Annotated in this window: 21 protein-coding genes; 6 read left to right on the forward strand and 15 right to left on the reverse strand. The window is 58.7% G+C overall.

What is annotated here, in order from left to right:
* Positions 1-137: 137 nt before the first annotated feature.
* The gene (locus tag BJF91_RS07760; protein ID WP_075613935.1) at positions 138-620 is read left to right on the forward strand and encodes a helix-turn-helix domain-containing protein; all 483 of its coding nucleotides are present in this window, start codon (positions 138-140) and stop codon (positions 618-620) included.
* A 439-nt stretch (positions 621-1059) separates the two neighbouring features.
* Here BJF91_RS07760 and BJF91_RS07770 read toward each other — a convergent pair whose 3' ends face one another.
* The 4 genes from BJF91_RS07770 to BJF91_RS07785 are packed head-to-tail and all read right to left on the reverse strand — an operon-like array spanning position 1060 to position 7298.
* The gene (locus tag BJF91_RS07770; protein WP_083943226.1) at positions 1060-1803 is read right to left on the reverse strand and encodes an autoinducer binding domain-containing protein; all 744 of its coding nucleotides are present in this window, start codon (positions 1801-1803) and stop codon (positions 1060-1062) included.
* A 41-nt stretch (positions 1804-1844) separates the two neighbouring features.
* Positions 1845-5102 carry an error-prone DNA polymerase gene (locus tag BJF91_RS07775; protein ID WP_075613937.1) on the reverse strand — a complete coding sequence of 1086 codons (3258 nt, stop codon included), beginning with the start codon at positions 5100-5102 and terminating at the stop codon, positions 1845-1847.
* A complete protein-coding gene (locus BJF91_RS07780; protein ID WP_075613938.1) occupies positions 5099-6622 on the reverse strand; it encodes a DUF6504 family protein in 1524 nt (507 codons plus the stop codon). Before BJF91_RS07780 ends, BJF91_RS07775 begins: the two co-directional genes overlap by 4 nt.
* Positions 6537-7298, reverse strand: a complete 762-nt coding sequence (locus tag BJF91_RS07785) for an ImuA family protein (protein WP_075613939.1) — start codon at positions 7296-7298, stop codon at positions 6537-6539. Before BJF91_RS07785 ends, BJF91_RS07780 begins: the two co-directional genes overlap by 86 nt.
* A gap of 708 nt (positions 7299-8006) precedes the next feature.
* Here BJF91_RS07785 and BJF91_RS07790 point away from each other — a divergent pair.
* Entirely contained in the window at positions 8007-8411 is a 405-nt protein-coding gene (locus tag BJF91_RS07790; protein ID WP_234801572.1) for a hypothetical protein, read from the forward strand.
* A gap of 4 nt (positions 8412-8415) precedes the next feature.
* Here BJF91_RS07790 and BJF91_RS07795 read toward each other — a convergent pair whose 3' ends face one another.
* A complete protein-coding gene (locus BJF91_RS07795) occupies positions 8416-9111 on the reverse strand; it encodes a L,D-transpeptidase (protein ID WP_234801573.1) in 696 nt (231 codons plus the stop codon).
* 129 nt (positions 9112-9240) lie between these two features.
* On the reverse strand, positions 9241-10020 hold the full coding sequence (locus BJF91_RS07800) for a L,D-transpeptidase (protein ID WP_234801599.1): 780 nt from the start codon (positions 10018-10020) through the stop codon (positions 9241-9243).
* A gap of 229 nt (positions 10021-10249) precedes the next feature.
* Here BJF91_RS07800 and BJF91_RS07805 point away from each other — a divergent pair, with 229 nt between their 5' ends.
* On the forward strand, positions 10250-10879 hold the full coding sequence (locus tag BJF91_RS07805; protein ID WP_075613942.1) for a DNA-3-methyladenine glycosylase I: 630 nt from the start codon (positions 10250-10252) through the stop codon (positions 10877-10879).
* A 42-nt stretch (positions 10880-10921) separates the two neighbouring features.
* On the opposite strand, the gene BJF91_RS07810 is transcribed toward BJF91_RS07805, so the two are convergent.
* From BJF91_RS07810 to BJF91_RS07830, 5 genes are all read right to left on the reverse strand, one after another.
* A complete protein-coding gene (locus tag BJF91_RS07810; RefSeq protein ID WP_075613943.1) occupies positions 10922-11623 on the reverse strand; it encodes an HAD family hydrolase in 702 nt (233 codons plus the stop codon).
* Between the two features lie 82 nt (positions 11624-11705).
* The gene (gene copM / locus BJF91_RS07815; protein WP_075613944.1) at positions 11706-12101 is read right to left on the reverse strand and encodes a CopM family metallochaperone; all 396 of its coding nucleotides are present in this window, start codon (positions 12099-12101) and stop codon (positions 11706-11708) included.
* Positions 12102-12177: 76 nt separating this feature from the next.
* Positions 12178-12573, reverse strand: coding sequence for a hypothetical protein (locus tag BJF91_RS07820; RefSeq protein WP_075613945.1), 396 nt, complete (start codon positions 12571-12573; stop codon positions 12178-12180).
* 45 nt (positions 12574-12618) lie between these two features.
* On the reverse strand, positions 12619-13728 hold the full coding sequence (locus BJF91_RS07825) for a glycosyltransferase family 4 protein (protein ID WP_075613946.1): 1110 nt from the start codon (positions 13726-13728) through the stop codon (positions 12619-12621).
* Positions 13729-13943: 215 nt separating this feature from the next.
* Complete coding sequence (locus tag BJF91_RS07830; RefSeq protein WP_075613947.1) at positions 13944-14705, reverse strand: hypothetical protein; 762 nt, start codon at positions 14703-14705, stop codon at positions 13944-13946.
* 171 nt (positions 14706-14876) lie between these two features.
* Here BJF91_RS07830 and hisS point away from each other — a divergent pair, with 171 nt between their 5' ends.
* The 3 genes from hisS to hisG all read left to right on the forward strand — a co-directional run bounded on the left by hisS (position 14877) and on the right by hisG (position 18881).
* Positions 14877-16391, forward strand: a complete 1515-nt coding sequence (gene hisS / locus BJF91_RS07835) for a histidine--tRNA ligase (RefSeq protein WP_075614517.1) — start codon at positions 14877-14879, stop codon at positions 16389-16391.
* Between the two features lie 679 nt (positions 16392-17070).
* Positions 17071-18189: an ATP phosphoribosyltransferase regulatory subunit gene (locus tag BJF91_RS07840; RefSeq protein WP_075613948.1), complete on the forward strand. Its 1119-nt coding sequence runs from the start codon at positions 17071-17073 to the stop codon at positions 18187-18189.
* Positions 18189-18881 carry an ATP phosphoribosyltransferase gene (gene hisG / locus BJF91_RS07845; protein WP_075613949.1) on the forward strand — a complete coding sequence of 231 codons (693 nt, stop codon included), beginning with the start codon at positions 18189-18191 and terminating at the stop codon, positions 18879-18881. The genes BJF91_RS07840 and hisG overlap by 1 nt, the downstream gene beginning before the upstream one ends.
* 77 nt (positions 18882-18958) lie before the next feature.
* Here the strand turns inward: hisG and BJF91_RS07850 are convergent, their stop codons facing one another.
* The 4 genes from BJF91_RS07850 to BJF91_RS07865 all read right to left on the reverse strand — a co-directional run bounded on the left by BJF91_RS07850 (position 18959) and on the right by BJF91_RS07865 (position 22715).
* Positions 18959-19405: a DoxX family protein gene (locus BJF91_RS07850; protein ID WP_075613950.1), complete on the reverse strand. Its 447-nt coding sequence runs from the start codon at positions 19403-19405 to the stop codon at positions 18959-18961.
* A gap of 190 nt (positions 19406-19595) precedes the next feature.
* Positions 19596-20078 carry a hypothetical protein gene (locus tag BJF91_RS07855; RefSeq protein WP_075613951.1) on the reverse strand — a complete coding sequence of 161 codons (483 nt, stop codon included), beginning with the start codon at positions 20076-20078 and terminating at the stop codon, positions 19596-19598.
* Positions 20079-20160: 82 nt separating this feature from the next.
* Entirely contained in the window at positions 20161-21471 is a 1311-nt protein-coding gene (gene glcF, locus BJF91_RS07860) for a glycolate oxidase subunit GlcF (protein ID WP_075613952.1), read from the reverse strand.
* Positions 21471-22715 (reverse strand): FAD-binding protein, encoded by a 1245-nt coding sequence (locus BJF91_RS07865; protein WP_407639877.1) that lies wholly within the window; start codon positions 22713-22715, stop codon positions 21471-21473. The genes glcF and BJF91_RS07865 overlap by 1 nt, the downstream gene beginning before the upstream one ends.
* Positions 22716-22720: the final 5 nt, after the last annotated feature.

The raw sequence follows: 22720 nt of genomic DNA on the forward strand, positions 1-22720 counted from the left end.
TGAATCTGGCAGCCAGAGAAAGGCTAACGCCTGACGGCAACACCCAACGCAACCGAGTACTTCACATTTTCAATTTAAACGATTATAAGAAATCATTACCAATCGATATAGTAATTCCTTTTTAAAGGCTCCGATATATGAGCAACACCTTAGTCAGAAGGCCTCAAAGAAGAAAAGCGCTAGAAGAAGCGGATATGTTTGCGGGTTCGCAGCTATGTTTGGCGCGGAAATCTCGAAAGATGAGCCAGGAGAGGCTGGGGGAGCATCTTTCAGTGTCATTCCAGCAGGTGCAAAAGTATGAAAAAGGCAAAAATCGCATGACGCCGGGCATTCTTGCGGCGGCGGCTGATGTGCTCGGTGTTTCACCTGCCTTCTTCTTCAAGAACACCGATGGGCAAAGCGCCGAGCCGACTGTGGAAACCCTGCAACTTGCGACGCTGATGGCGAGTAAGGACGCATTGGAACTCAACGCGCTGTTTGCACGGATAGACGACCCTAAACTCCGGCATCATATTATTGGCTGCATGCGACAAGTGGTGGAGGCTTTTGCACCGCGACTGGACAGGTCAAACGGCTTTCAAGGAAAAATTGAGAGCGGACTTCCCTTCAGAAATGCTTGAGGCAATAATTTGTATTTTTTAATATATTTTTATCAAGTCATGGGGCGATAGATGTAGGATATCCTTTTTCTATATTATCAAGCTCCTGCAAAGCCATCCCTAATATGTATATCAAAAAATAATACTCGGATGACCTTGCTTTATTTATAAGTTTTCGGACGTCACTCTGCATTTTCTCGGCGTCGCGTCTATCGCCTTTAAGCGGCGCCCGTTCTCTTACAAAATCCGGCATTGTCGCTTCCCAACAGATTCCTACTGCATAATTTTTAAGTCGAGGTCGATTTAATGATAAATTATGTAGTATGTTTAAATATTTACGGTGCCATTTGATGAAACACATGGCGCTACAACAGCGCGTTCCGCTTGGCGTGCGCTTTCGGTCATATTGAGATGTTCGCGGGAAGATTGCAAGGGACTACGGGATTTCCCGACTTGACAGCTATGTAATAATTTTTTGCCGAAATGCTTCGGCAAGGGCGTGATGCCGGTTCACCGCGCTAAGCTTTATCCGGATATTGCGCATATGCTTCTCGATCGTCTTTTCCGAGAGGCCGAGGATCATGCCGATTTCCCAATCGGTCTTACCTTCTCCAAGCCATTTCAGCACCTCCTGCTCGCGCGCAGTCAGCTCGGCCGGCGCCGGAACCTTGCCGCTTTTGATTTCGATGGCTCGGGCAAAAGCAAGCGATGCAACGAAATTCAGCATGCCGCGTATATCAGGCGAGCAATCGATATTTTGCCCTGCAAAGGAAAAGCAAGCCACCCGCCCGTCAAGCGACATCAATGATGTCGACCATCCGTCCTTCAACTGATGATCCTTCGCATGGTCCATTACATATTTCTCGGACTCCGTTATTTCCCCTTTCTGCACGAAGTCTGACCACAGGAAGATAGGTTCAAGGTTTTTGACGCGCTTCACCGCTGGGTCGACAGAGGCATAGCCCTTTTCGACATATGTCTCTATCCATGCCTCGGGCCAGTTCGTAAAAAGGACATTGCAGATCTGCTCTTCCGGAGTGCTTTGCGGCGGAGAAACGAAGGCAGCGACGACATTGACGATGCCGCGGTCCGACACCGCATTTTGCACTGCTGCCGCCAGATCGAGGAGACTATGTTTTTCCTGTATGTCTTGAAGAAAAGAAAGAGTTTTAGCGAAGTCAGCCGCAGGCGATGCATTGCTCATTTCCAATATATCCTTTTAAAAACAGTATTTTTGTCAATCGCCTATCGAAAATCCCTGGACTTTACCCGGATCTCGTCCAGATGACGATAAGGGTCGTCAAGCGTTTTGGGAGGTGGCATTTTCAGTCTCGTGCGCGGATCGTGCGGCGGCGCGCCGTGATGGAATTCATCGCCACGCCCATGCGGCAGCGGAAACGGCTTATCCCGACCAGCAATTCCGGCAAGCTGCGACGAAAGATCCTCCAGATGGCGGACCACCAGATGCACCACCGCCCCTTCCCGCTGGATGTGGCCGCGCACGCCAAGCATGCCGGCGCCCAGCACGACACGGCGGAATTGCTCGAAAATCTTTGGCCAGACCACAAGATTGGCAATGCCGGTCTCGTCCTCGATGGTGATGAACATCACCCCCTTGGCAGAACCGGGACGCTGGCGCACCAGTACCATGCCGGCTATCTCGACCTTTGTCCGATCCCGGCGGGAAAGCGCTTGCGCGCAAGACAGGAATCCCTTTTGGCGTAAATCGTCGCGCAGAAAGGAAACCGGATGATCGCGCAGCGTCAGGCCGACATGGCCGTAGTCCTGCACGACTTCGCTGCCGGCCGTCATGGACCTCAGCACTACCGGCGGCTCGATCTGCTCCACCACAGGCCCGTTGCGAAGTGCGGCGGCAAACAAGGGCAAGGGCTCATCGGCCAGCCGCTTGATGGCCCAGAGCGCATCGCGTCGTGTCAGGCCAAGGCAGGACTGCATGGCGTCGGCCTCAGCCAATCTCACCAGCGCCTCCTGGGATACCCCTGCCCTTTGCCAGAGATCCTCAATCGAAACGAAAGGCTGGTTGGCGCGATTGGCCACCAAAAACCCGGCCGCTTCATTGTCGAGTCCCCGGACCATGGAAAGGCCGAGCCGCACGGCAAATACACCATTCCGCCCCTCACCTTCCAGCACGGTATCCCAGCGCGAGGCATTGATGCAGACCGGCAGCACAGTCACACCATGCTCCCTTGCATCGCGCACGATCTGGGCTGGCGCATAAAATCCCATGGGCTGGGAGTTGAGCAGCGCCGCGCAGAAGACATCAGGATGATGGCATTTCACCCAGGACGAGGCATAGGCAATCAGCGCGAAGGAGGCGGCATGGCTCTCGGGAAAGCCATAGGAACCGAACCCTTCGAGTTGTCGAAAGGTTCGCTCGGCGAAATCCCGTTCATAACCATTGGCAACCATACCCTCGATCAGTTTTTCAGCAAATTTGCTAACGCCACCCGTATGCTTGAATGTTGCCATTGATCGGCGCAACTGATCGGCCTCGCCGGGCGTAAAACCACCGCAGTCGATAGCGACGCGCATGGCCTGCTCCTGAAACAGCGGAACGCCTAGCGTCTTCTTCAAAACATTTCGAAGTTCCGGCTTCGGGTATTCTTCCTTTTCCTTACCCTGGCGGCGACGCAGATATGGATGCACCATATCGCCCTGAATGGGACCGGGCCGGACGATCGCTACCTCGATCACCAAATCGTAGAGACATTTCGGCTGCATACGCGGCAGCATGGCCATCTGCGCCCGGCTTTCGATCTGGAACACGCCGAGCGTATCGGCGCGGCAGATCATATCGTAGGTCTGGCGGTCATCAGGAGGGATATTCGCCAGCGTATAGCGCCCACCCTTATACTCCTCGATCATGTCGAAGCAGCGCTGCATGCAAGAAAGCATGCCGAGGCCGAGCACATCAACCTTCATGAATTTCAGGATATCGATATCGTCCTTGTCCCATTCGATCACCTGCCGGTCTTCCATCGCCGCCGGCTCGATCGGCACCAATTCGTCCAACCGGTCATGGGTCAGCACGAAGCCGCCGGGATGCTGCGACAAATGCCGGGGCGCACCGATGAGTTGGCGGGCAAGCTCCAGCACCAGCCGCAGGCGCCTGTCCTTGAGGTTGAGGTTCAAGCCTTCGATATGCTTTTCCTCAATGGCGTCAGACCAGCGCCAGACCTGCGACGACAGCGTGCGGATCAGGTCTTCCGGCAGACCGAGCGCCTTGCCAACATCACGCAACGCGCCTTTGGCCCGATAGCGAGTCACGACAGCGCAGAGCGCCGCCCGATCGCGGCCATAGGTGTTATAGACCCATTGAATGACCTCTTCGCGCCGCTGATGCTCGAAATCGACATCGATGTCGGGCGGCTCGCGTCGTTCGACCGAAATAAAGCGCTCGAACAGCAAATCCGATTCGCTCGGATCGATGGAGGTAATGCCGAGGACATAGCAGACGGCGGAATTGGCTGCCGACCCCCGCCCCTGGCAAAGAATATTTTCCGAGCGAGCAAACCCGACGATGGAATTGACCGTCAGAAAATAAGGCGCGTATTCCAGCTGGGCGATCAGGCGCAACTCATGTTCCAGCGAGCGACGCACCTTGTCGGGCACGCCCTCCGGATAGCGAAATTGTGCGCCTTCCCAGGTGAGCTTCTCCAGCGTTTCCTGAGGACTGAGATCCGCATGCAGCTTTTCCTCAGGATATTGATAGGCAAGCTCGTCCAGAGAAAATCGGCAGCGGGCGGCCAATGCCGCCGTGCGGGCCACGGCATCTCCATCGCGCGGAAACAGCCGATACATTTCCTCAGGAGGCTTCAGGTAACGGTCGGCATGCCGCTCGCGGCGAAAGCCGGCATTGTCGATCGTCACATTATGGCGGATACAGGTGACGACATCCTGCAGAATGCGCCGCTCCGGCCGGTGGAACAGCACGTCATTGGTCACCACGGTCGGCACATCTGCCGCCTCAGCCAGTTGCGACAGATGAAACAGCCGCAGTTGATCATTCGGCCGCCGCCGCAAGGTCAGTGCCAGATAGGCAAGGTCGGCAAAGCCCTGGCGCAAGCGACGCAGATGGTAGGCGCAGGTTTCATCGGCCTCGTCGGGCACCAGCACGGCGATAAGCCCTTCGCCGAAGGCAAGCAAATCATCCCAATGCAGCAGGCACTGCCCCTTGCCGGCGCGTTTCTTACCAAGCGACAGCAGGCGGCACAGCCGCCCATAGGCCGCCCGGTCCATCGGATAGACCAGCACGTTCATGCCGCAGGAAAGATCGAGGCGGCAACCGACGACCAGCCGCACGCCTGTTTCTTTCGCCGCCTGATGTGCCCGCACCAGACCGGCCAGCGAATGGCGGTCGGCTATGGCCAGTGCAGCAAAGCCCAGCTCCTTGGCCTCTTCGAACAATTCCTCACAAGACGAAGCGCCGCGCAAAAACGAGAAATGCGACGTCACCTGCAGCTCGACATACGGCCCACTCATGCGAAGATTCCATGCAGGAACCAGCGATGCGAGCCGGTTTCCAGATGCTCGCCGTCACCGGCGCGGAAAATCCAGTAACGCTCGCCGGCCTCGTCCTCGACACGGAAATAGTCGCGCACCGCCAGGGTCTCGGCATCGCGTTTCCACCATTCGCCAAAGATCCGCTCCGGTCCATCAGCAGCCCGCACCCGCCGCCTCTGGCCGCGCCAGGCAAACCAGACAGGCGGATGGTCAGGCAAAAGCGCCATGGTCTCGATCGGTTCGGGATGCGGCAAGAGCCGCGAGGGTCGTGGCCACTGCGTCTTCCAGCCCTGCCCCAGATCCGGCGCCAGCGGCGCCACCCGCTGCACGGAGCGCTCGGGCACATCGCTGGCGACAGGCGCCACCCGGTAAAGCCTGTTTTGCCCAACCCGATTGGCGAGTACGTCGAGCAGGTCGGAAAGATCCGGCTCATTGTCCTCTTCCAGCATGGATGTGGCTTGGCGCGGCTGCAACGGCTCGGCCAGACTTGCCGTCAGCACCATGACCTCAATGCCGAAGCCGGGATTGATCCGGTCGATACGATCGCAAAGCATCCGGGTCAGGCGCTTCACATCGCGCACCGGCTGGGCCATGCCGATCCGCACAGCCTGGCAGCGGCTATCGACACGGTGACACAGAAGATCGAGCCGCCGCGCACCCAGGCCCCGCGTTTCCAGAGCCGCACAAAGCGCGGTCACCAGCTTTTCAATGTAACGGGCGATGGTTTCCGCCGCCGAGATCGGCTCGGCAAACATTCGCCTGACATCAACAAGGTCAGGCGAGCGCACCGGATCGATCGGCTCCGCAACCATGCCTAGCGCCTGATCCAGCCGTCGGCCCAGTTGCGGCCCGAAACGCTGGATCAGAGGTGCGCGCGGCTGGGCCAAGAGATCGCCGATCCGCTCGAACCCCAGCAGGGCCAAACCGTCGACTATACATTTGTCCAAGCGCAGACCGGCAATCGGCAACGCTTGGAGCGCAGCCTGCTGGTCCTCCGGCCCGACGATGCTAATATCGCGCCTCGAAAACCGTGCCAGGGCATGGGAGGCTCCCCAAGTGTCTGAAATTGCGGCCCTTGCCTCGATACCCATGGCAGCAAGCCGGGCAATCAGACTTTCCAGCAGGCTGAGCTCCCCGCCATGCAGATGATCCGCGCCTGCCGTATCCATCACCAGACCATCCGGCAGGTCGGCCGCAACGAGCGGCGAGATCTGCTGCATGGCCCAAAGGGCGAGACGATGCAGGCCAAGACTATCGGCGGCCTCATCCGCCTCGCGGATCACAAGCCCCGCGACCAGGGCCTGGGCCTTGCCGATCAGCATGCCGCGCCTCAAACCGGCCGCCTCGGCGCGCGCGTCCAGAGCCGCCACCACGCGTCGGCTGCCGATCCGGCCCGACAGAACCAGCGGCCCCTCACACAGCGGCAAATCGTCTGGCAATTTTCGTCGCAGCCGGTCTGTCGGCCACCTTGGAAGGAAAAGCGATACAACCCTTGGCATCACAAGCCTCCACTTCGAATTCAGCACTTTCGCCACCGCGGCAGCGAACCAATTGCAAACGCCAGTGCGGCCTGCCAATGCCGGGAACCGGCAGAGGGGCGGACGGCAACTGGCCAATCCGCCAACGGGTCATCGATGCCGTTGGCTGACTGAAGACGTCATCAATGTCCCGGCGATGGCAACGGCGCAGCGCAATTGCCATCGTGCCCGACTTTTCCGAGGCCAGTTGCAGGCGGCGCGAGGCGATCATCGACAATTTACCGATTTCGGCCACCACGGCGGCAAGGCCGCCATGACGCAGGCCTTCCTCGAAACAGGTCATCAATGCCTTCTCATCTCCAGCATCGATGAAAATTACCCGGTCAGGCGACAGTCCCGCCTGTTCCAGCGCCGGCGCAAACAAATCCTGGCGCGTGACACACCACAAGACCTTACCGCTCAAGCGCGCCGCAATGCCCGCAACAAACAGGCCAGCGGCGGCGGCATGCGCGGCATCCACACCTGCGCCCGCCACCTCATGCAAGGCACCCAGCACTAGCCCGCCGCCGGCAAGCCGCCGATCGATCTCATTGACACCAAAAGGTAGAACCTGGCGGGTGCGGCTATGCTGCCCCTCCAGAGACTCAACCTGCCGGCGAAGCGCTGCCAGAGCAGAACTGGAAACGGGATCCGGCATGGCGGCAATCTTTCTCCTTCGGCGTTAGGTGACAGGAATGTTCTTTATTTGTTCCTGTTTTCGCCAATGAGTCAATCCCGATTCGGATTCAAAGAAAACGCCACCGTGGAAATTGATCGGTGCTGCAAACTGGATGAAATCAGGGCTGCAAAGCCCTCAGAAGCAGTCAGTTGAAATCAAAGGGTCAAAACATACCTTTCACGTCTCAAAATGCGCTCTTTAAAGAGGATATTCGGCAAAACTGTTTTCGATCAATCTTTCTTACGATCAAAAAATGACAGAAAATGAACCCAAGAATGCTCAAAACTAGTCAAGGTAACCGCAAAAAATCAGTTAATGCTTAAAAATGCCTTTTTTTAAAAGGCATTTGCGCATATATGAACGCTATTCAGCATTCCAAATCACAGTTGAAGCCCCCGACTCCTGGAGACCTATACGTATAATTTCGCAATCGTGATCATTTTCGCAGAACCCAATGAAGAGGCGCAGCTCAGATTCTACTGACTGATGCACATCAATCAGTGGATTGAAAGAGTTACAGTATTTTATATGCGCTCTACAGAGCGCATCTCGCTGTCAGCTACTCATTAAAAAGGGATCTGTAGAACAATCAATACCGTAACAAGAGACAGTCAATGTCCGGCGGTCACTGTGCTTGATCACAATATCGAACAGGCCAGCTGAACAATACTTCTGATGGGGAACGTCTTGTTTAAAATTGCAGATTTGAGAATGTCGCCTACATCGAAAAGGCTGGCTGACAACGACCCAGTGGGAACATGTATCCTGCCGTATGGCGTGGTCGAGGAGTGGACAGGCGATTTCAACAGCGGCGTCTTGAAACTCGGCAAACGCACCTCAATGTTGCATGGCCTGAGCTCTCCCGAATGCGGCCTGCTCGCGATCACCCGCTGCTATCCTCACAAGGATCGCACTTCTATCCTCGAGATATTCGAGAAGGCGGCCGCGAAAGCCTCCTCCTTCTGCTATTCCTCGATGATCGTCACCACCCCGCTGACGGCGCAGCCGGTGTTCTGTATGGGCCATTCAACCGTGGCCGAGAACAAATCCGGCTGCATTTCAGGCGTTTTTATCTTTCCGGCACTATCCTGACGGATCAGCCACCGAAAATGGTGCGCAACAAGTCGATGCCGCGATCATCAAAACTGACATCGCCCTGCTTGTTGCCCGGGCCGACCACGATGACCTTGCTGCCGATATCGGCACGAGCATAGAGATCCTCGACATCCTTGTTGTTCATGCGGATGCAGCCTGACGACAGGTTGAGTCCGATGGACCAGGGCTGATTGGTGCCGTGAATGCGGAAAATTGTATCCTGATTGCCCTTGTAGAGATACATGGCGCGGGCGCCGAGCGGATTGTCCGGTCCGCCTTGCTGCACGACCGGCAGGACATGGCCATGGCGCGCCTCGCGCACCCGCATTTCCTCAGGCGGGCGCCAGCTCGGCCATTCGACCTTGCGGCCGATCTTGACAACACCGGACCAACCGAAGCCGTCACGACCAACGCCGACGCCGTAGCGGATCGCACGGTTATTACCTTCAACCAAATAGAGAAACTTGTTGTTGGTATCGATGATGATCGTGCCGGGCGCTTCATTGGTGCTGAGCCGCACCAGCCGCCGCTTGAACTTGTCGGGAACCTCCCGCTTCATCATCTGCGGCGTCACGACGCTGCTGGCCGTCGAATTGGCGGGATCGTTGTTCCCAGGCGCCGCATGAACCGCAACCGGCAAGGCCAGCACGGCCGCCAAAACGGCAGCCATCGCCGCATTCTTCTTCGTGGTCAGCATTATTTTCCCCTCTCCACTTCGTAAAACAGATTATCCAAGCATTGCGCGGTTGCAAGCATACAGACAAAGATTTCCCACAGGACAGCGCCAAGCCAACGCACCCTCGGGCATCATTGAATCGCGTTGAATTTACATGACGATGACTTTGGTACCGACGGGAACGCGGCCGTAGAGATCGGTCACATCCTCATTGCGCATGCGAATGCAGCCTGAGGACACACCGTAGCCAATAGTCCACGGCGCATTGGTGCCGTGGATACGGTATAGCGTAGAGCCAAGATAAAGGGCGCGCGCACCGAGCGGATTTTCCGGTCCACCATCCATCCGGGCCGGCAGATAATGGCCCTTGGCCGCCTCACGCTCAATCATTTCCTTCGGCGGAATCCACTCCGGCCACTCTGTCTTGCGGGTCACTTTGTGCTCGCCGGCCCATTCAAAGCCTGGCTTGCCGACGCCGACGCCGTAACGGCGCGCCTGCCCACCCTCCATGACGAGATAGAGAAAGCGATTATTGGTATCGATGACCAGCGTACCCGGCTTTTCCTTGGTTTCGTAGGAAACCACCTGCGGCAAAAACTGCGGCGCGGTCGGTGTCGCCTGCCGGCGCACGGGCATGGCCGATGCCTGCTGCACGGCAGGCCGCAGCGGTGCCATCGCGGCCATGGGCGGGCGGGCCTGCTGCGGCACCGGTCGGGCGGCTGGTGGATAATAGGCCGAGCGGTAATAGACCGGCTGGGCAGGAGCGGGCTGCACGCGAGTGGCTTGGGCTGTCACTGGTGGAGCGCTGCGCACGCCAAGCTGAAGCAGCCAAGGTGCAGCCAGATCCGGGCTGACGACGACGGGCGGGCGGCTCTGATAGCGGTCATCAGCCATCGCCTTTCCAGCCCATACAGGCATCGCGGATAGCATCGACACGGCAAGGCCGGCTTTCAGGAAAAAACGCAGTGATGACATCGGCTAACCCCAACTCTCAATTCCATGTTCTTTGCCGATCAACCTGCCAGTTCCGCTTCTGCAAAATGGTAAACAGCCGTTCATTCAAATTGCAGAAAATCGGGAAAGCTTTCGTCAGGGTTAGTATTTCGTTTGAAAACAAAGTGAACAAATAGTAAACAAAATCACTAACGGAGGTTTGGGAATGGATACGGGACTGATTGCGGACGAGACGGGAGCTTTGCGCTGTTTCTGGCACGGTGGCCTTGCCGACTATCAGCGCTATCACGACGAGGAATGGGGACGGCCCGTCACGGATGATACCAGGCTATTTGAGAAGATCTGCCTCGAAGGCTTTCAATCCGGCTTGTCCTGGCTGACGATCCTACGCAAGCGGGAGAATTTTCGCGCCGCATTCGCCGGTTTCGACTTAGCAAAGGTAGCTCTGTTCGATGAAGCGGACATCGCCCGCTGCCTTGCCGATCCCGGCATCGTACGCCATCGCGGCAAGATCGTCTCGACCATCAACAATGCTCGCCGCGCGCTGGACCTCAAGGCGGAATTCGGCTCGCTTGCCGCCTATTTCTGGCGTTTCGAACCGGATGCGTCTGAACGGCCGGCCAGCATGGATTATGCAGCGCTTCGGGCCAATCCAACCTCTCCAACGTCGATCCGTCTATCGAAGGAATTGAAGAAGCGCGGATGGACGTTTGTCGGCCCAACCACCGTCTATGCCTTCATGCAGGCCATGGGCCTGGTCAACGACCATCTGGAAGGCTGCATCTGCCGCGAAAAGATCGAGCGGCTCAGAAACGAATTTTCTCGCCCGACCTGAGCGAGTACTCACTGAGTCAAAGCCAACTTGCTTCGGCGTGCTTCAGCCAATCGCAGCAACCAGATCTGGCAGGCCAGATATCTCGGCCAACTCACGGAAACGCGGCGCCTCGTCCGGCTTTTCGACATGTTCGAAAATCCAGGTAAGCTCGTGGGGCACGAACACGCCCCAGGCACCGACGGCAAGGGCCGGAACGATGTCGGACTTCAGAGAATTTCCGACCATCATCGCCCGCTCCGGCTCGTCGCCATGCTTTGAGAAAATCCGGCGATAGGTCGTAGCGGTTTTGTCAGAGACGATTTCCACCGCATCGAAATACTCGCCGAGCCCCGATTGCGCGAGCTTGCGCTCCTGGTCGAACAGGTCGCCCTTCGTGATCATCACGAGGAAATAGTGCCCCGCCAGGGTCTCCAGCACATCGCGCACTCCCGGCAGCGTTTCCACGGGATGGCTGAGCAGATCGCGGCCGATCGCCAGGATCTGGCTGATCACCGCGCCCGGCGCCCGGCCCTCGGTGATATCAAGCGCGGTTTCGATCATCGACAGGGTAAAACCTTTGATGCCGAAGCCGTAATGGGCGAGATTGCGTTTCTCAGCCTCCAGCAGGCGCTCGGAAATGTGTTCCGGCTCCGCATAATCGGCCAGCAGGGAACGGAAATGCTCTTCCGTCAGCCGGTAGAATTGCTCGTTCTGCCACAGCGTATCGTCGGCATCGAGACCGATCGTCGTCAGCGCACGCGTCATATCCTCCTCCAATGCCGCCCTTGCCCTCGACAACAGGGTCGAGAGTGCAGGCTGCCCCGGCAATCGGGACAGCCGCCGGCTGTTATTTGCCGTGGGCGTCAAGCCATTGCTGCATCATGGCAATCTCGCCTTCCTGGGCCTTGATGATGTCTTCGGCCAGTTTGCGCAGCTTTTCATCCTTGCCATATTGCAATTCCACCTTAGCCATGTCGATGGCCCCCTGGTGATGGGCGATCATGCCACGCACGAAATCAACGTCGGCATCACCGGTCATCGGCTTGGCCATGGCCTTGTGCATCTTGGCATTGGCCGCAAGAAATGCCTTGCTCGACGGTGATTTCGAACCGGCATCCGACGGCATCGATTTGGCCGGCATGCTGTGATCCATGCCTTTCATCGCGTCTTCGGCATTGGCAACAACAGGGGCGACAGTGGAAGCAAGCAGCAGGCTTGCAGCGATAACGATAGTTCTGACCATAACAGGTCCTTTCTGACTGTGAGGCTAAAGCTTCGGGCGCAGACTGAAGCCAGCGACCCGCAGTGCAATCCATGCGTCAGAGAAAGCGAGGCGGCGGCACCGGTGGCAGATGGCTGCGCGACGACAGAGGCCGCACTGCTGACGGCAAAGGCGCATCGCCGACCATAGGCTTGCCGTCGACACTCTGGAACGCCACAGGCAAAACCAGACAGGCGACGCACTGGCAGCACCCGGCGCCTGGATGGCCAGCCCGGCCTTGCCGGTGATCTAAGCAGCAAATATCCTTCAGATCGCCATGTGTTGCCACGTCCTGCATCGCCTTATGCGCAATAGGCATCTCATCATGCTGATGCACCATTGGAGCAGACGTCGCCGCCACGCTCTTGGCCATAGGTTGAGCCTCGGCAGCAAACGGCATCAAGCCATAAGCCACGGCAGCAAGGACCAACAGGAAGCGACGAAGAATAGCCATAGACAATAATCTATGCCGATCATCTCATCAGGCAAGCGCTTTCGCTCAGGCCTTCCGGCTTTTGAGTTGGCTTGCCAGATCCAGCCATTGCTGGGCACGCCGCGCCCAGGTGAAATGGGTGCGCACATGCTGCGTCCGTTCATGGCGTCTTGCCGAGGTCGCGGCTGGATCCCGCTTCATTGCCAGCAGCGCCTCGCTGGCAAAATCGATATAGGCTTTCACCAGGCCCGGATAGGACGGCGCCATCTCCATGAAATGCGCCAGGCCGTCCAGCACCTCAGGAAGGGCGCCAAGCCTGGTGGTGATGACGTCGGCCCCGCTCGCCAGCGCTTCGACCGCGCTGATGCAGAATGTTTCGGCAAAGGTCGAGGGATAGGTCAGCGCCGCCACATCCTTCAAGGCCACAGCAAGATCCTGCTGCGGCACGGATGAATGATAGCGGACGCCGTTCAGGTTGCGCGCCAGTTCGTAGAGATAGGCATTGGTATCCCCCTCCCCGCCCATGCCATAGACATTCATGCCCGAGAAGACTTTCAGCTCCGCCCCCGGCAAGCGCACGCGAATGGTGGGAAAGGCGGCGAGCAGGATATCGAGACCGCGAAACGGCGTGCTGGTATAGGTCAGCACCGGCGGCGCGCCGGTCTCATACCACGGCGCCTGCAAGGGCTGAGCCAGAAAGGCCGGCGACACGGCATTGCCGATCACCACAGCGCGCGACCGGTCGATGCCGAAGGTATCGGCATACTGGTTCAGCTGCCAATGGCTGACCATGACATAGGCGTCCCATATATCCCGCTCTGCAGCTGCGCGCAGACCGGCGACGGCGGGCTGGTCGGCGGCATGGTGGCAATAAATGACGATCGGAATATGCGGCGGCACGACCTGGCGAAACTTGACGCCGGCGGCAAGCGACACCACGACCACGACATCGAACTGATCGAAGCCCTCCCGACCGACGGTGCCTCCCAAAGCCAGACGCACCCCCCGGACCGTCCGCTCCGTAACCGGCTCATTCATCAAGGTGACGCCGGCGCCTGCTTTGACAAGTTCTTCGGCGAGATAGACCACGGCCGATTGCGTGCCGCCGAGAGGCGCTTTGAGAGGTGTTTTCGGGTCGTAGTCGCCGCCGAACGGATCGATAAACAGAAAATTCATGCCACCCCCCTGAGCATCGGCCGAAAACCAGGATTTCCGGATAAGCCAATGCGGAAACAAAACTTCAGCCGCCGGTCAAAAGCGCCCCTGCTCATGCAAAGGCTCTGACATGCTGATGCATCCTCGCCTTGAAAGAATTTCGAATATCCCAAATGCTCTAATGGCTTGAGATGTCCGAAACCGGAATATGAAGATCATTTCAATGACTCTTCATATCAATCACAAGCAGCATATATGACCTTGTGCTGAATGCGATAATCCTTGCTCTCTTCCCCAAGCGGCGCGACCGGCCAATCCCAACCGGCCACGGCAGGCGGCGGCTCGACACCGGCGAGAAGATCCGTCTTCTCGTGAACACTGCCTGTGCGATCGATGACCTCAAAAGAAATATCTGTAATCAGACAGGTGCTGGCGGCAACCTGCTTCAGTCCGTCGATATGCGCCTGTATCAACTGGGCCACCGCATCGTCAGGCATCGGCGCGGTTTCCGCCGCCAGCCGCTTTTTAACGCCCATGCCGATCTGCGAGAGCAGATTGGCCGAGACCACCAGATCCAGCCAGGGCACCCGCCGCAGGAAATCGAGCGGCTCGGGCACTTCGCAGGTCCTGAGAGCATCGTAGCCTGAGAGATCGCGCTCAATAAAGCGCACATTCTTCAGCCCCTTATAGGCCACCCATGCCCGAACGCTCGCGATATGCACCAAATCGACAAGTACGACCGTATCGAAAGCACGCGACAGGGCAACCACAGGCACATCACGCAACAGGCCGGAGCCAAGCACGACGACGGTGCGGCGGGGGGTGATCGCCGAGGCCGCCTTCAGGATCACTTGGTTGCAGTTGCGCTCATGTTCCGCCCAGGCAGAGGCGCACCGGCGTCCGCGCGACCAGAGATTGATGGAATAGCGAATAAAGGGTCGATGCTCTCTCGAGGTCATCCACCGTGTCGCCGCATAATTGAGTGCTTCAAAGATCATGGGCGGGACGCTAAAGCATTTCGAGGAAAAGTGTAAAACGGTTTCCCTGATGTGACGGGCGGCGGTTGCGCCAGGCTGACGTATCGCCCTGCGTGGGCTTTCGTCTTGCCCCCCTGTCTCGCATCCTCTAAGACACAGGCACCTTTGACCTTTGAAAATCCGGTGCCGATCATGAGCGAAAAAAATAAGAAGCCCCAGAAGCTGAAAGCCCGCCTGCCGCGCGGTTTCGTGGACCGGGAAGCCCATGACATCAGAGCCGTCAACGAGATGACCGCGAAGATTCGCGAAGTCTACGAGCGCTACGGCTTCGATCCTGTCGAGACGCCGATGTTCGAATATACCGACGCGCTCGGCAAATTCCTGCCCGACAGCGACCGCCCCAACGAAGGCGTGTTCTCGCTGCAGGACGATGACGACCAGTGGATGAGCCTGCGCTACGACCTGACCGCACCGCTCGCCCGCCATGTCGCCGAGAACTTCAACGACATCCAGCTGCCCTACCGCACCTACCGCGCTGGCTACGTGTTCCGCAACGAAAAGCCCGGCCCCGGCCGCTTCCGCCAGTTCATGCAGTTCGACGCCGATAGCGTCGGTGCGCCCGGAGTGCAGGCCGATGCCGAAATGTGCATGATGATGGCCGACACGCTGGAAGCGCTCGGCATCAAGCGCGGCGATTACGTGATCCGGGTGAACAACCGTAAGGTTCTGGATGGTGTGATGGAAGCCATCGGGCTCGGTGGTGAAGAAAATGCGGCGCGGCGGCTGAACGTACTGCGGGCGATTGATAAGCTCGATAAGTTTGGCCCGGAAGGCGTGAAGCTGCTGCTCGGTGAAGGACGCAAGGATGAGAGCGGCGACTTCACCAAGGGCGCCGGGCTGAACCAAGAGCAAACTGAAAAAGTCCTGTTTTTTGTCAGCATTCAAGATTACGCAGCCAGTGCAGCGGAATTGGCCGCCCTAGTCGCGGGAACGGCAAGAGGCGCAGAGGGCGTAGAAGAGTTGAATGCAATCGGGGCTCTCGTCGCTGGCGGAGGTTACGATTCATCTCGTATCAAAATCGACCCCTCTGTCGTCCGTGGCCTCGAATACTACACCGGCCCCGTATACGAAGCCGAACTCACCTTCGACGTCACCAACGAAAAGGGCGAGAAAGTCGTGTTCGGTTCGGTCGGCGGCGGTGGCCGTTACGATGGTCTCGTGTCGCGCTTCATGGGCCAGCCGGTGCCAGCCACGGGATTTTCCATCGGCGTCTCGCGTCTGATGACCGCCTTGAAGAACCTCGGCAAGCTTGGCACCGACGAGGTGATTGCGCCTGTTTTGGTCACCGTCATGGATGGCGATGTGGAAAGCATGGGCCGCTACCAGCGCTTCACCCAGGACCTGCGCAACGCTGGCATCCGCGCCGAGATGTACCAAGGCAACTGGAAGAAATTCGGCAACCAGCTGAAATATGCCGACCGTCGCGGCTCCCCGATCGCCATCATCCAGGGCGGCGACGAGCGGGCTGAAGGCGTTGTGCAGATCAAGGACCTGATTGAGGGCAAGCGGCTATCGGGCGAAATCACCGACAATACCGAATGGCGCGAAGCCCGTGTCGCCCAGATCATGGTGCCGGAAGCGGACCTGGTTGAAAAGGTGAAAGAGATTTTGGCCGCACAGGCGGAAGACCGGGAACGGGCGAAGTAAAAGCGGAAAGCCCCTCCCCAACCCTCCCCACAAGGGGAAGGGAGCGCGTTGTGCCGAGTCATCAGCTTGGCGACTTAATAAACGGCTGCAGTTGCGATTTTTAAAAGCGGATGGGCCACTATTCAAAGCGTTTGCCTTATGGAGCGAGCGGTCAGCCCCTCGCCTTCTCCCCACCTGTGGGGGAGATGCCGGCAGGCAGAGGGGGTATCCTTGCGCGAACGACTGCGGCGATTATGATCGGGAGGGCTCATCATTTTCAAGAGACCGCCTTGCAGGAAAGCGCCCCTATTCCCATTGCAAAGTGGAACGAGATGAAGAAGCTCGAAGCCTCCTGGTTTGACCGGCTGTCTACCGTTTACCTCATCGTTGGCGTGGCGGCACCATTGCCGCCAGCAGCCTCTCGTCATCAGGTGACCATAAACTTCCGCTGTTTGGCTTCGTCTTCTGGATTTTTCTGTCGATCGTGTTACATATATTGGCAAGGTTCTCTATTCTGGAGATGAGGCAATGACCACATTCGAGCAGATCTATACGCTCATGCCGCTCGGCCTGCTGGTCGTGGCTGGTGGCCTACTCGCCTATAAAAAATGGCAGCATAGCCAGACCCATCATTGACATAGGCGCCAAAGGATGGTGTTGCGGTTGTCCCGAATGCATCGGTAACTCGCCGGGATAATCAATGCCACTGATAAACATGCCGGATTTTGCCGGCGCCCTTCTCGATGATTTCTCGGCGCGCGGTGCCGCAAGGGTCGACACGCCGGTTATTCAGCCGGCAGCGCCGTTTCTGGACATGGCCGGCGAAGATCTGCGGCGGCGGATTTTCCTGACCGAAAGCGAAACTGGCGAGAGCCTGTGTCTGCGACCGGAATTCACCATTCCCGTTTGCCTCAGCCATATCGAGACCGCCACCGGTACGCCGAAGCGCTATGCCTATCTCGGCGAAGTCTTCCGCCAGCGCCGCGAAGGTGGCAACGAATTCTATCAGGCCGGCATCGAGGATCTCGGCGAGACGGCGACGGCCCGGGCCGATGCCCGCGCCATCAACGATGCGACCGGTATTCTGCACAAGCTGCTGCCCGGCCGCCCACTTGATGTTACGCTTGGCGATCAGGCGGTGTTCGAGGCGGTGGTGCGGGCGCTCGGCCTGCCCTCCGGCTGGCAGAAGCGCCTGATCCAGGCCTTTGGCGACAGCGCCCATCTCGATCAGCTGCTGAAGACGCTGGCAAGTCCGCAGACGGCGCAGGGGCTGGACCCGGCAGTCGAAACACTACTTTCGTCCAACGACGAAGCCGGGCTGATCGCGCATCTCGACCACATCATGCAGAACACCGGCTATTCCACCAATGCCAGCCGCAGCCCGCGCGAGATTGCCGCGCGGCTGAAGGAGAAGCGGGCGCTGGCGCAGACAAGACTGGACGGCGCTGCCCTGCTGCTGCTGCGCGAATTCCTGTCGCTGGAGCTGCCTCTGAGCGAGGCGGCGGCCGCGCTGGCCGGCTTTGCCGATGCCGCAGGGCTATCGCTAGGTGCTGCGCTCGCCGGCTTTGAAGCAAGAACCGCAGCACTCGCAGATCTCGGCATCGACCTGTCGCGCATCACTTACCGCGCCGCGTTCGGCCGTCCGTTGGATTACTATACCGGCCTGGTCTTCGAAGTGGCACAGGCCGGCGAAGACGCCGTATTGGCTGGCGGTGGCCGCTTTGATCGGTTGCTGACCTTGCTCGGTGCCAAAGACCCTATCCCGGCCGTCGGCTTCTCCCTCTGGCTGGACCGCATCGAACTGGCGAGGGCACGTTGATGACCATTACCATCGGGCTGCCCTCCAAGGGACGGATGAAGGACGATGCTTCGGCGATTTTCGCTCGCGCCGGGCTGACCATCACTGCCGTTGGCAATGACCGCTCCTATCGTGGCCGGGTCGAGGGAGAGGATATCGAGATTGCCTATCTCTCGGCCTCCGAAATCTCGCGGGAGATCGGCAATGGCACCGTCGATTTCGGGGTCACCGGCGAAGACCTGATCCGAGAAGGCCTGGCGGAGGCCGACAAGAAGGTCGAAATCGTCGCCCGCCTCGGTTTTGGCCATGCCGATGTCATCGTCGCTGTTCCCGAGATTTGGCTCGACGTCGACACCATGGCCGACCTCAGCGACGTCGCCCAGGAGTTTCGCGCCCGCCATGGCCGACGCCTGGCGATTGCCACCAAATATTGGCGCCTCACCCAGCAATTCTTCTCGCGCCAGCACGGCATCCAGCTCTATCGGATCGTCGAAAGCCTCGGCGCCACAGAAGGTGCGCCGGCCGCAGGCCAAGCCGATATCATCGTCGACATCACCTCGACAGGCTCGACCTTGAAAGCGAACCATCTGAAGATACTGTCCGACGGCGTGATCTTGCGCTCCGAGGCCTGCCTGGTGCGGGCGCGCAAGCCAGAGCATGAGGGAAATGCGAAAATTGCCGACCTCGTTGCCCGAGTACGCGCAGCTTTGTGAGCCGCAATTCAATCGGCAGACACAAAAAAGCCCGCCGGATGGTCTCCGGCCGGCTTTTTTGTTTGTGTACTCAAACCTCAGGCGAAGGCAGCTTTCGCGCCACGGCGTGCATCGAGCGAATATGCGCCAGCGCCAACCGTTGCCAGCAGGATATAAGCTCCAGCCAGGGTGAAATTCTTCATCATCATGATGCTGTTCAGCGTGTTGATCAGGCCAAGTGCCGCATCGGGCCAGCCGGGAACAGCAATCTGACCGCTGTGGAACATCACGGCGGTGAAGACGCAGAAAAGAGCAAGAGCCCAACCGACAATCTTCGTCTGGAAGCCAACCAGCACGCAAAGACCCGTCACGAGTTCGAAGATACCGGCGAGATAGGTAAGCACGTTCGCAGCTGGCAGACCGGCACCAGCAATCATGCCGGCGGTCCCGGCAGGATCAGCCAATTTGCCGAAGCCGGAAAGAATGAAAATGACGGAGAGCAGGATTCTGGCGATCAGCATGATCGCGTTACTGGTGTTGGACATCGGAGGCCCCTTTTGATTGCGTTAGCGCAAGGCGGTTCAAGTGATGCGCCCTTGTCCCACATCCCGACTGTTGCGAATAGATGGACAATAATTGACGTATCGTCTCCAATTTGACGACAATCATTTTCCCCGCGGCTTGGAGCAAGGCCGATTTTCGGTGAAGCAGACGGGAAGCTCGGTTGTCGTACCGTCAGAACCGTTTGCAGTTCAGGACACCGTCGCGTTCAACAGCCGCTGCCGCATTGTCATTACCTTTTGGCCTTACGGTGACATCGTAGGTGCCCGCGAAACGGTTGATGTCATTGCCGATCATCTTGACGTCAAAGACAATGTCGATGCTGGTTTCGTCCTGATCAACCCCGGATACCGAGGAGGTGCGCAATTGGAAACGGCCATTTTCATGCCGCGATTGGGTCACGTCATTGAGTTCTAACCGAACCGCACCTTTGACCGATCGCTTCTGGACCAGCGGCGCTTCCGGCTTGAAAACGACGACGCCTCGCAGGCTGGCAAGCGGCCAGCGGGGCTCTTCTTTGAAGGAAGCCTCAACGGAAAGTTTAAGCTGCGCGTCGTCGACAGCACAATAATACCGATCCATCGCCTCGACCCAGCCGGTCGAAGCGATGAAAAATACCAGACAGCAATTGATACGCGACACCAGACGGTCTGCCATCGCCCATCCTCCTGCAGAAAAATGTCGAGGTCAGACGATGCTCCTGCATCATCGCCACCGTCGCGATGATTGCATAAAGCAATTATAAATCCTTTAATTTGTGGGGCCGGTCCCCACCAAACGCCCAGTTGAGCAATTCGACGCTATGCACGACCGGCACTTCGATGCCAGAGCCGATCTGGGTCATGCAGCCGATATTGCCGGCGGCGATCACATCCGGTTTGACTGCCATGAGATTTCGAAGTTTGCGCGCCTTCAACTGCTCGGCGATCTCCGGCTGCAAGATATTGTATGTCCCGGCCGAACCGCAACACAGATGCCCCTCGGCCGGCTCCCGCACGGTAAAGCCGGCCAATTGCAGCAATCGTTTCGGCAAGGCCGTGACCTTCTGCCCGTGCTGCAACGAACAGGCCGAGTGATAGGCGACCGTCACGCCCTTGTCGGGCTGTTGCTGCAGATCAAGACCGCCAAGATATTCGCTGACATCCTTGGCAAGCGCCGAGACTTTAGCCGCTTTTTCCGCATAGGCCGGATCATGGCGCAGCATATGGCCGTAATCCTTGATGACCGTACCACAGCCGGAAGCCGTGATGACGATGGCATCGAGGCCATCAGGGTCCTTGCCGATCTCCGCCGTCCAGACATCGACATTGCGGCGTGCTGCGGCCAGCGCATCCTCCTCGCGGCCCATATGGTGGACGAGCGCTCCGCAACAGCCTTCCCCCTTGGGAAGAACGATCTCCGTGCCAAATCGCGTGAGTAGCGCAATCGTCGCATCGTTGATGGCGGGATCGAGCACCGATTGGGCACAGCCGGTCAGCAGCGCCACCCGCCCCTTGCGCTCGGTCTTTGCGGCATGCCGCCCGGGACGTTGCAGCGCCGAAGGATAGGGAATTTCACCAGGGGCAAGTCGCAGCATCGCCGCCAGCGGCTTCAGCGCCTTGACCTGATCCATCAGCGGCGCGAACGGTCGACCGAACCGCGACAGCGCCAGCGCCACGCGCATGCGCCCCGGATAAGGCAGAACCGCCGCCAGCAGTCCGCGCAGCAACCGGTCTGCCAGCGGGCGGCGATAGGTTTCCTCGATATGCTGGCGGGCATGGTCGACCAGATGCATGTAATCGACGCCGGAGGGACAGGTCGTGGTGCAGGCGAGGCACGACAGACAGCGGTCGATATGGGTAACGACATCCTCATCCGCCGCGCGGCCGTTCTCCAGCATATCCTTGATCAGATAAATGCGCCCGCGCGGGCTATCCAACTCATCTCCCAGCGTCACGTAGGTAGGACAGGTGGCCGTGCAGAAGCCGCAATGCACGCAGCGCCGCAAAATGCTTTCAGCTTCCGCCGTCTTGGGATCGGCCAACTGGCCCAGGGAAAAATTTGTCTGCATTACCGCGCACTCCGTGCAGCCGGCCCGCTTGTCGGCGCACCCGCGATGTACTGCTCCATCATGCCGCGATTGAAAATGCCTGACGGGTCGAATGTGTGACGAAGCCTCTGCGACAGCAGGTCCACTGCAGAGACCTGCGGCTCAAAAGCCGCCAACGTTTTCCTGGCTGCATCATCTGCCCGGATCAGCGTCGCATGGCCGCCGCCCAGCGCCTTGATTCCGGTGCGCAGCAGGTCGGCATCGGGTTCGGCCTCCATCTGCATCCACACCAATCCACCCTGCCAGTCGTAAAAGGCGTCGACGGCCGCCTGCAGACGCAGGCCAGCAACCAGCTTGTGACCGATGGTTGGCGCAACCGAGACCTTCCACAGAGGCTTCGTCAGCACATCCGTATAGACCCTGATGTCGCGAATCTCCTGCCAGAGAGCGGCACTTTGTTCGCCATCAAGCCGCGTCACCGGGCCGAGCCGTGCCATGACCGCAACCAGCTTGTCGGCTCGCTCGCTGACCGATGCCGGCAGGCCTTCCAGCCGCAGCACCGTCGCGGGTCCATCCGGCAGGCCACCGCCAATCATGCGCGGGGCCACGAGGTCAGGCAGATGGGCAGCACCGCTGACCTCGACCGGCATGGCAAGCGCGACAGCCATGGCATGGGCGCCGGCGGCATCGTCGAGGCCGCTGACCACGATGGTCTCCGTCACACGCGGCTTTGGCAGGACCTTGAAGGTCACCTCAGTCAGGAAACCGAGCGTGCCGAAGGAACCCGCCATCAGCTTGACGAGATCAAGCCCGGTGACATTCTTCATCACCCGGCCGCCTGCCTTGATGGTTTCGCCCTTGCCGTTGATGAAACCGACACCAAGCAGATGATCGCGCGCCGCACCCGAAACGAAGCGCCTGGGGCCGGACGCGTTGACGGCAAAAGCCCCGCCGATCGTCGGCTCACCCGCCGTGCCCATCATAGGCCGGTGATCCGGCGGCTCAAACGCGAGGAACTGGCCTTTTTCCACAACAGCCGCCTCGATATCAGCCATCGGGGTACCGGCCTTGGCTGTCAGCACCATCTCTGCCGGATTATAGACCATAATGCCCGACAAGGCCGCAGAACTCAGCACCGCATCTGATGCAACGGGATTGCCAAAGCCAGCCCGCGTGCCGCCGCCGCGAAGCTTCAATGTAATGCTGCGCGTCACGCAATCGCGAATGATATCGGCGGCATCCTGTGGCCGAGCTGGTGAAAAGATCATGC

Origin of the sequence: Gillisella taibaishanensis, assembly GCF_001938985.1 — a bacterium.
Classification (GTDB): Bacteria; Pseudomonadota; Alphaproteobacteria; order Rhizobiales; family Rhizobiaceae; genus Allorhizobium; species Allorhizobium taibaishanense.

What these genes read in the sequence shown, in the direction of transcription:
- BJF91_RS07770 (WP_083943226.1), bottom strand. Translation starts at nt 1,803, where the DNA reads ATGAGCAATGCATCGCCTGCGGCTGACTTCGCTAAAACTCTTTCTTTT.
- glcF (WP_075613952.1), bottom strand. Translation starts at nt 21,471, where the DNA reads ATGCAGACAAATTTTTCCCTGGGCCAGTTGGCCGATCCCAAGACGGCG.
- BJF91_RS07850 (WP_075613950.1), bottom strand. Translation starts at nt 19,405, where the DNA reads ATGTCCAACACCAGTAACGCGATCATGCTGATCGCCAGAATCCTGCTC.
- BJF91_RS07840 (WP_075613948.1), top strand. Translation starts at nt 17,071, where the DNA reads ATGCCACTGATAAACATGCCGGATTTTGCCGGCGCCCTTCTCGATGAT.
- copM (WP_075613944.1), bottom strand. Translation starts at nt 12,101, where the DNA reads ATGGTCAGAACTATCGTTATCGCTGCAAGCCTGCTGCTTGCTTCCACT.
- BJF91_RS07830 (WP_075613947.1), bottom strand. Translation starts at nt 14,705, where the DNA reads ATGATCTTTGAAGCACTCAATTATGCGGCGACACGGTGGATGACCTCG.
- hisG (WP_075613949.1), top strand. Translation starts at nt 18,189, where the DNA reads ATGACCATTACCATCGGGCTGCCCTCCAAGGGACGGATGAAGGACGAT.
- BJF91_RS07785 (WP_075613939.1), bottom strand. Translation starts at nt 7,298, where the DNA reads ATGCCGGATCCCGTTTCCAGTTCTGCTCTGGCAGCGCTTCGCCGGCAG.
- BJF91_RS07805 (WP_075613942.1), top strand. Translation starts at nt 10,250, where the DNA reads ATGGATACGGGACTGATTGCGGACGAGACGGGAGCTTTGCGCTGTTTC.
- hisS (WP_075614517.1), top strand. Translation starts at nt 14,877, where the DNA reads ATGAGCGAAAAAAATAAGAAGCCCCAGAAGCTGAAAGCCCGCCTGCCG.
- BJF91_RS07760 (WP_075613935.1), top strand. Translation starts at nt 138, where the DNA reads ATGAGCAACACCTTAGTCAGAAGGCCTCAAAGAAGAAAAGCGCTAGAA.
- BJF91_RS07795 (WP_234801573.1), bottom strand. Translation starts at nt 9,111, where the DNA reads ATGCTGACCACGAAGAAGAATGCGGCGATGGCTGCCGTTTTGGCGGCC.
- BJF91_RS07800 (WP_234801599.1), bottom strand. Translation starts at nt 10,020, where the DNA reads ATGCTATCCGCGATGCCTGTATGGGCTGGAAAGGCGATGGCTGATGAC.
- BJF91_RS07780 (WP_075613938.1), bottom strand. Translation starts at nt 6,622, where the DNA reads ATGCCAAGGGTTGTATCGCTTTTCCTTCCAAGGTGGCCGACAGACCGG.
- BJF91_RS07825 (WP_075613946.1), bottom strand. Translation starts at nt 13,728, where the DNA reads ATGAATTTTCTGTTTATCGATCCGTTCGGCGGCGACTACGACCCGAAA.
- BJF91_RS07855 (WP_075613951.1), bottom strand. Translation starts at nt 20,078, where the DNA reads ATGGCAGACCGTCTGGTGTCGCGTATCAATTGCTGTCTGGTATTTTTC.
- BJF91_RS07775 (WP_075613937.1), bottom strand. Translation starts at nt 5,102, where the DNA reads ATGAGTGGGCCGTATGTCGAGCTGCAGGTGACGTCGCATTTCTCGTTT.
- BJF91_RS07820 (WP_075613945.1), bottom strand. Translation starts at nt 12,573, where the DNA reads ATGGCTATTCTTCGTCGCTTCCTGTTGGTCCTTGCTGCCGTGGCTTAT.
- BJF91_RS07810 (WP_075613943.1), bottom strand. Translation starts at nt 11,623, where the DNA reads ATGACGCGTGCGCTGACGACGATCGGTCTCGATGCCGACGATACGCTG.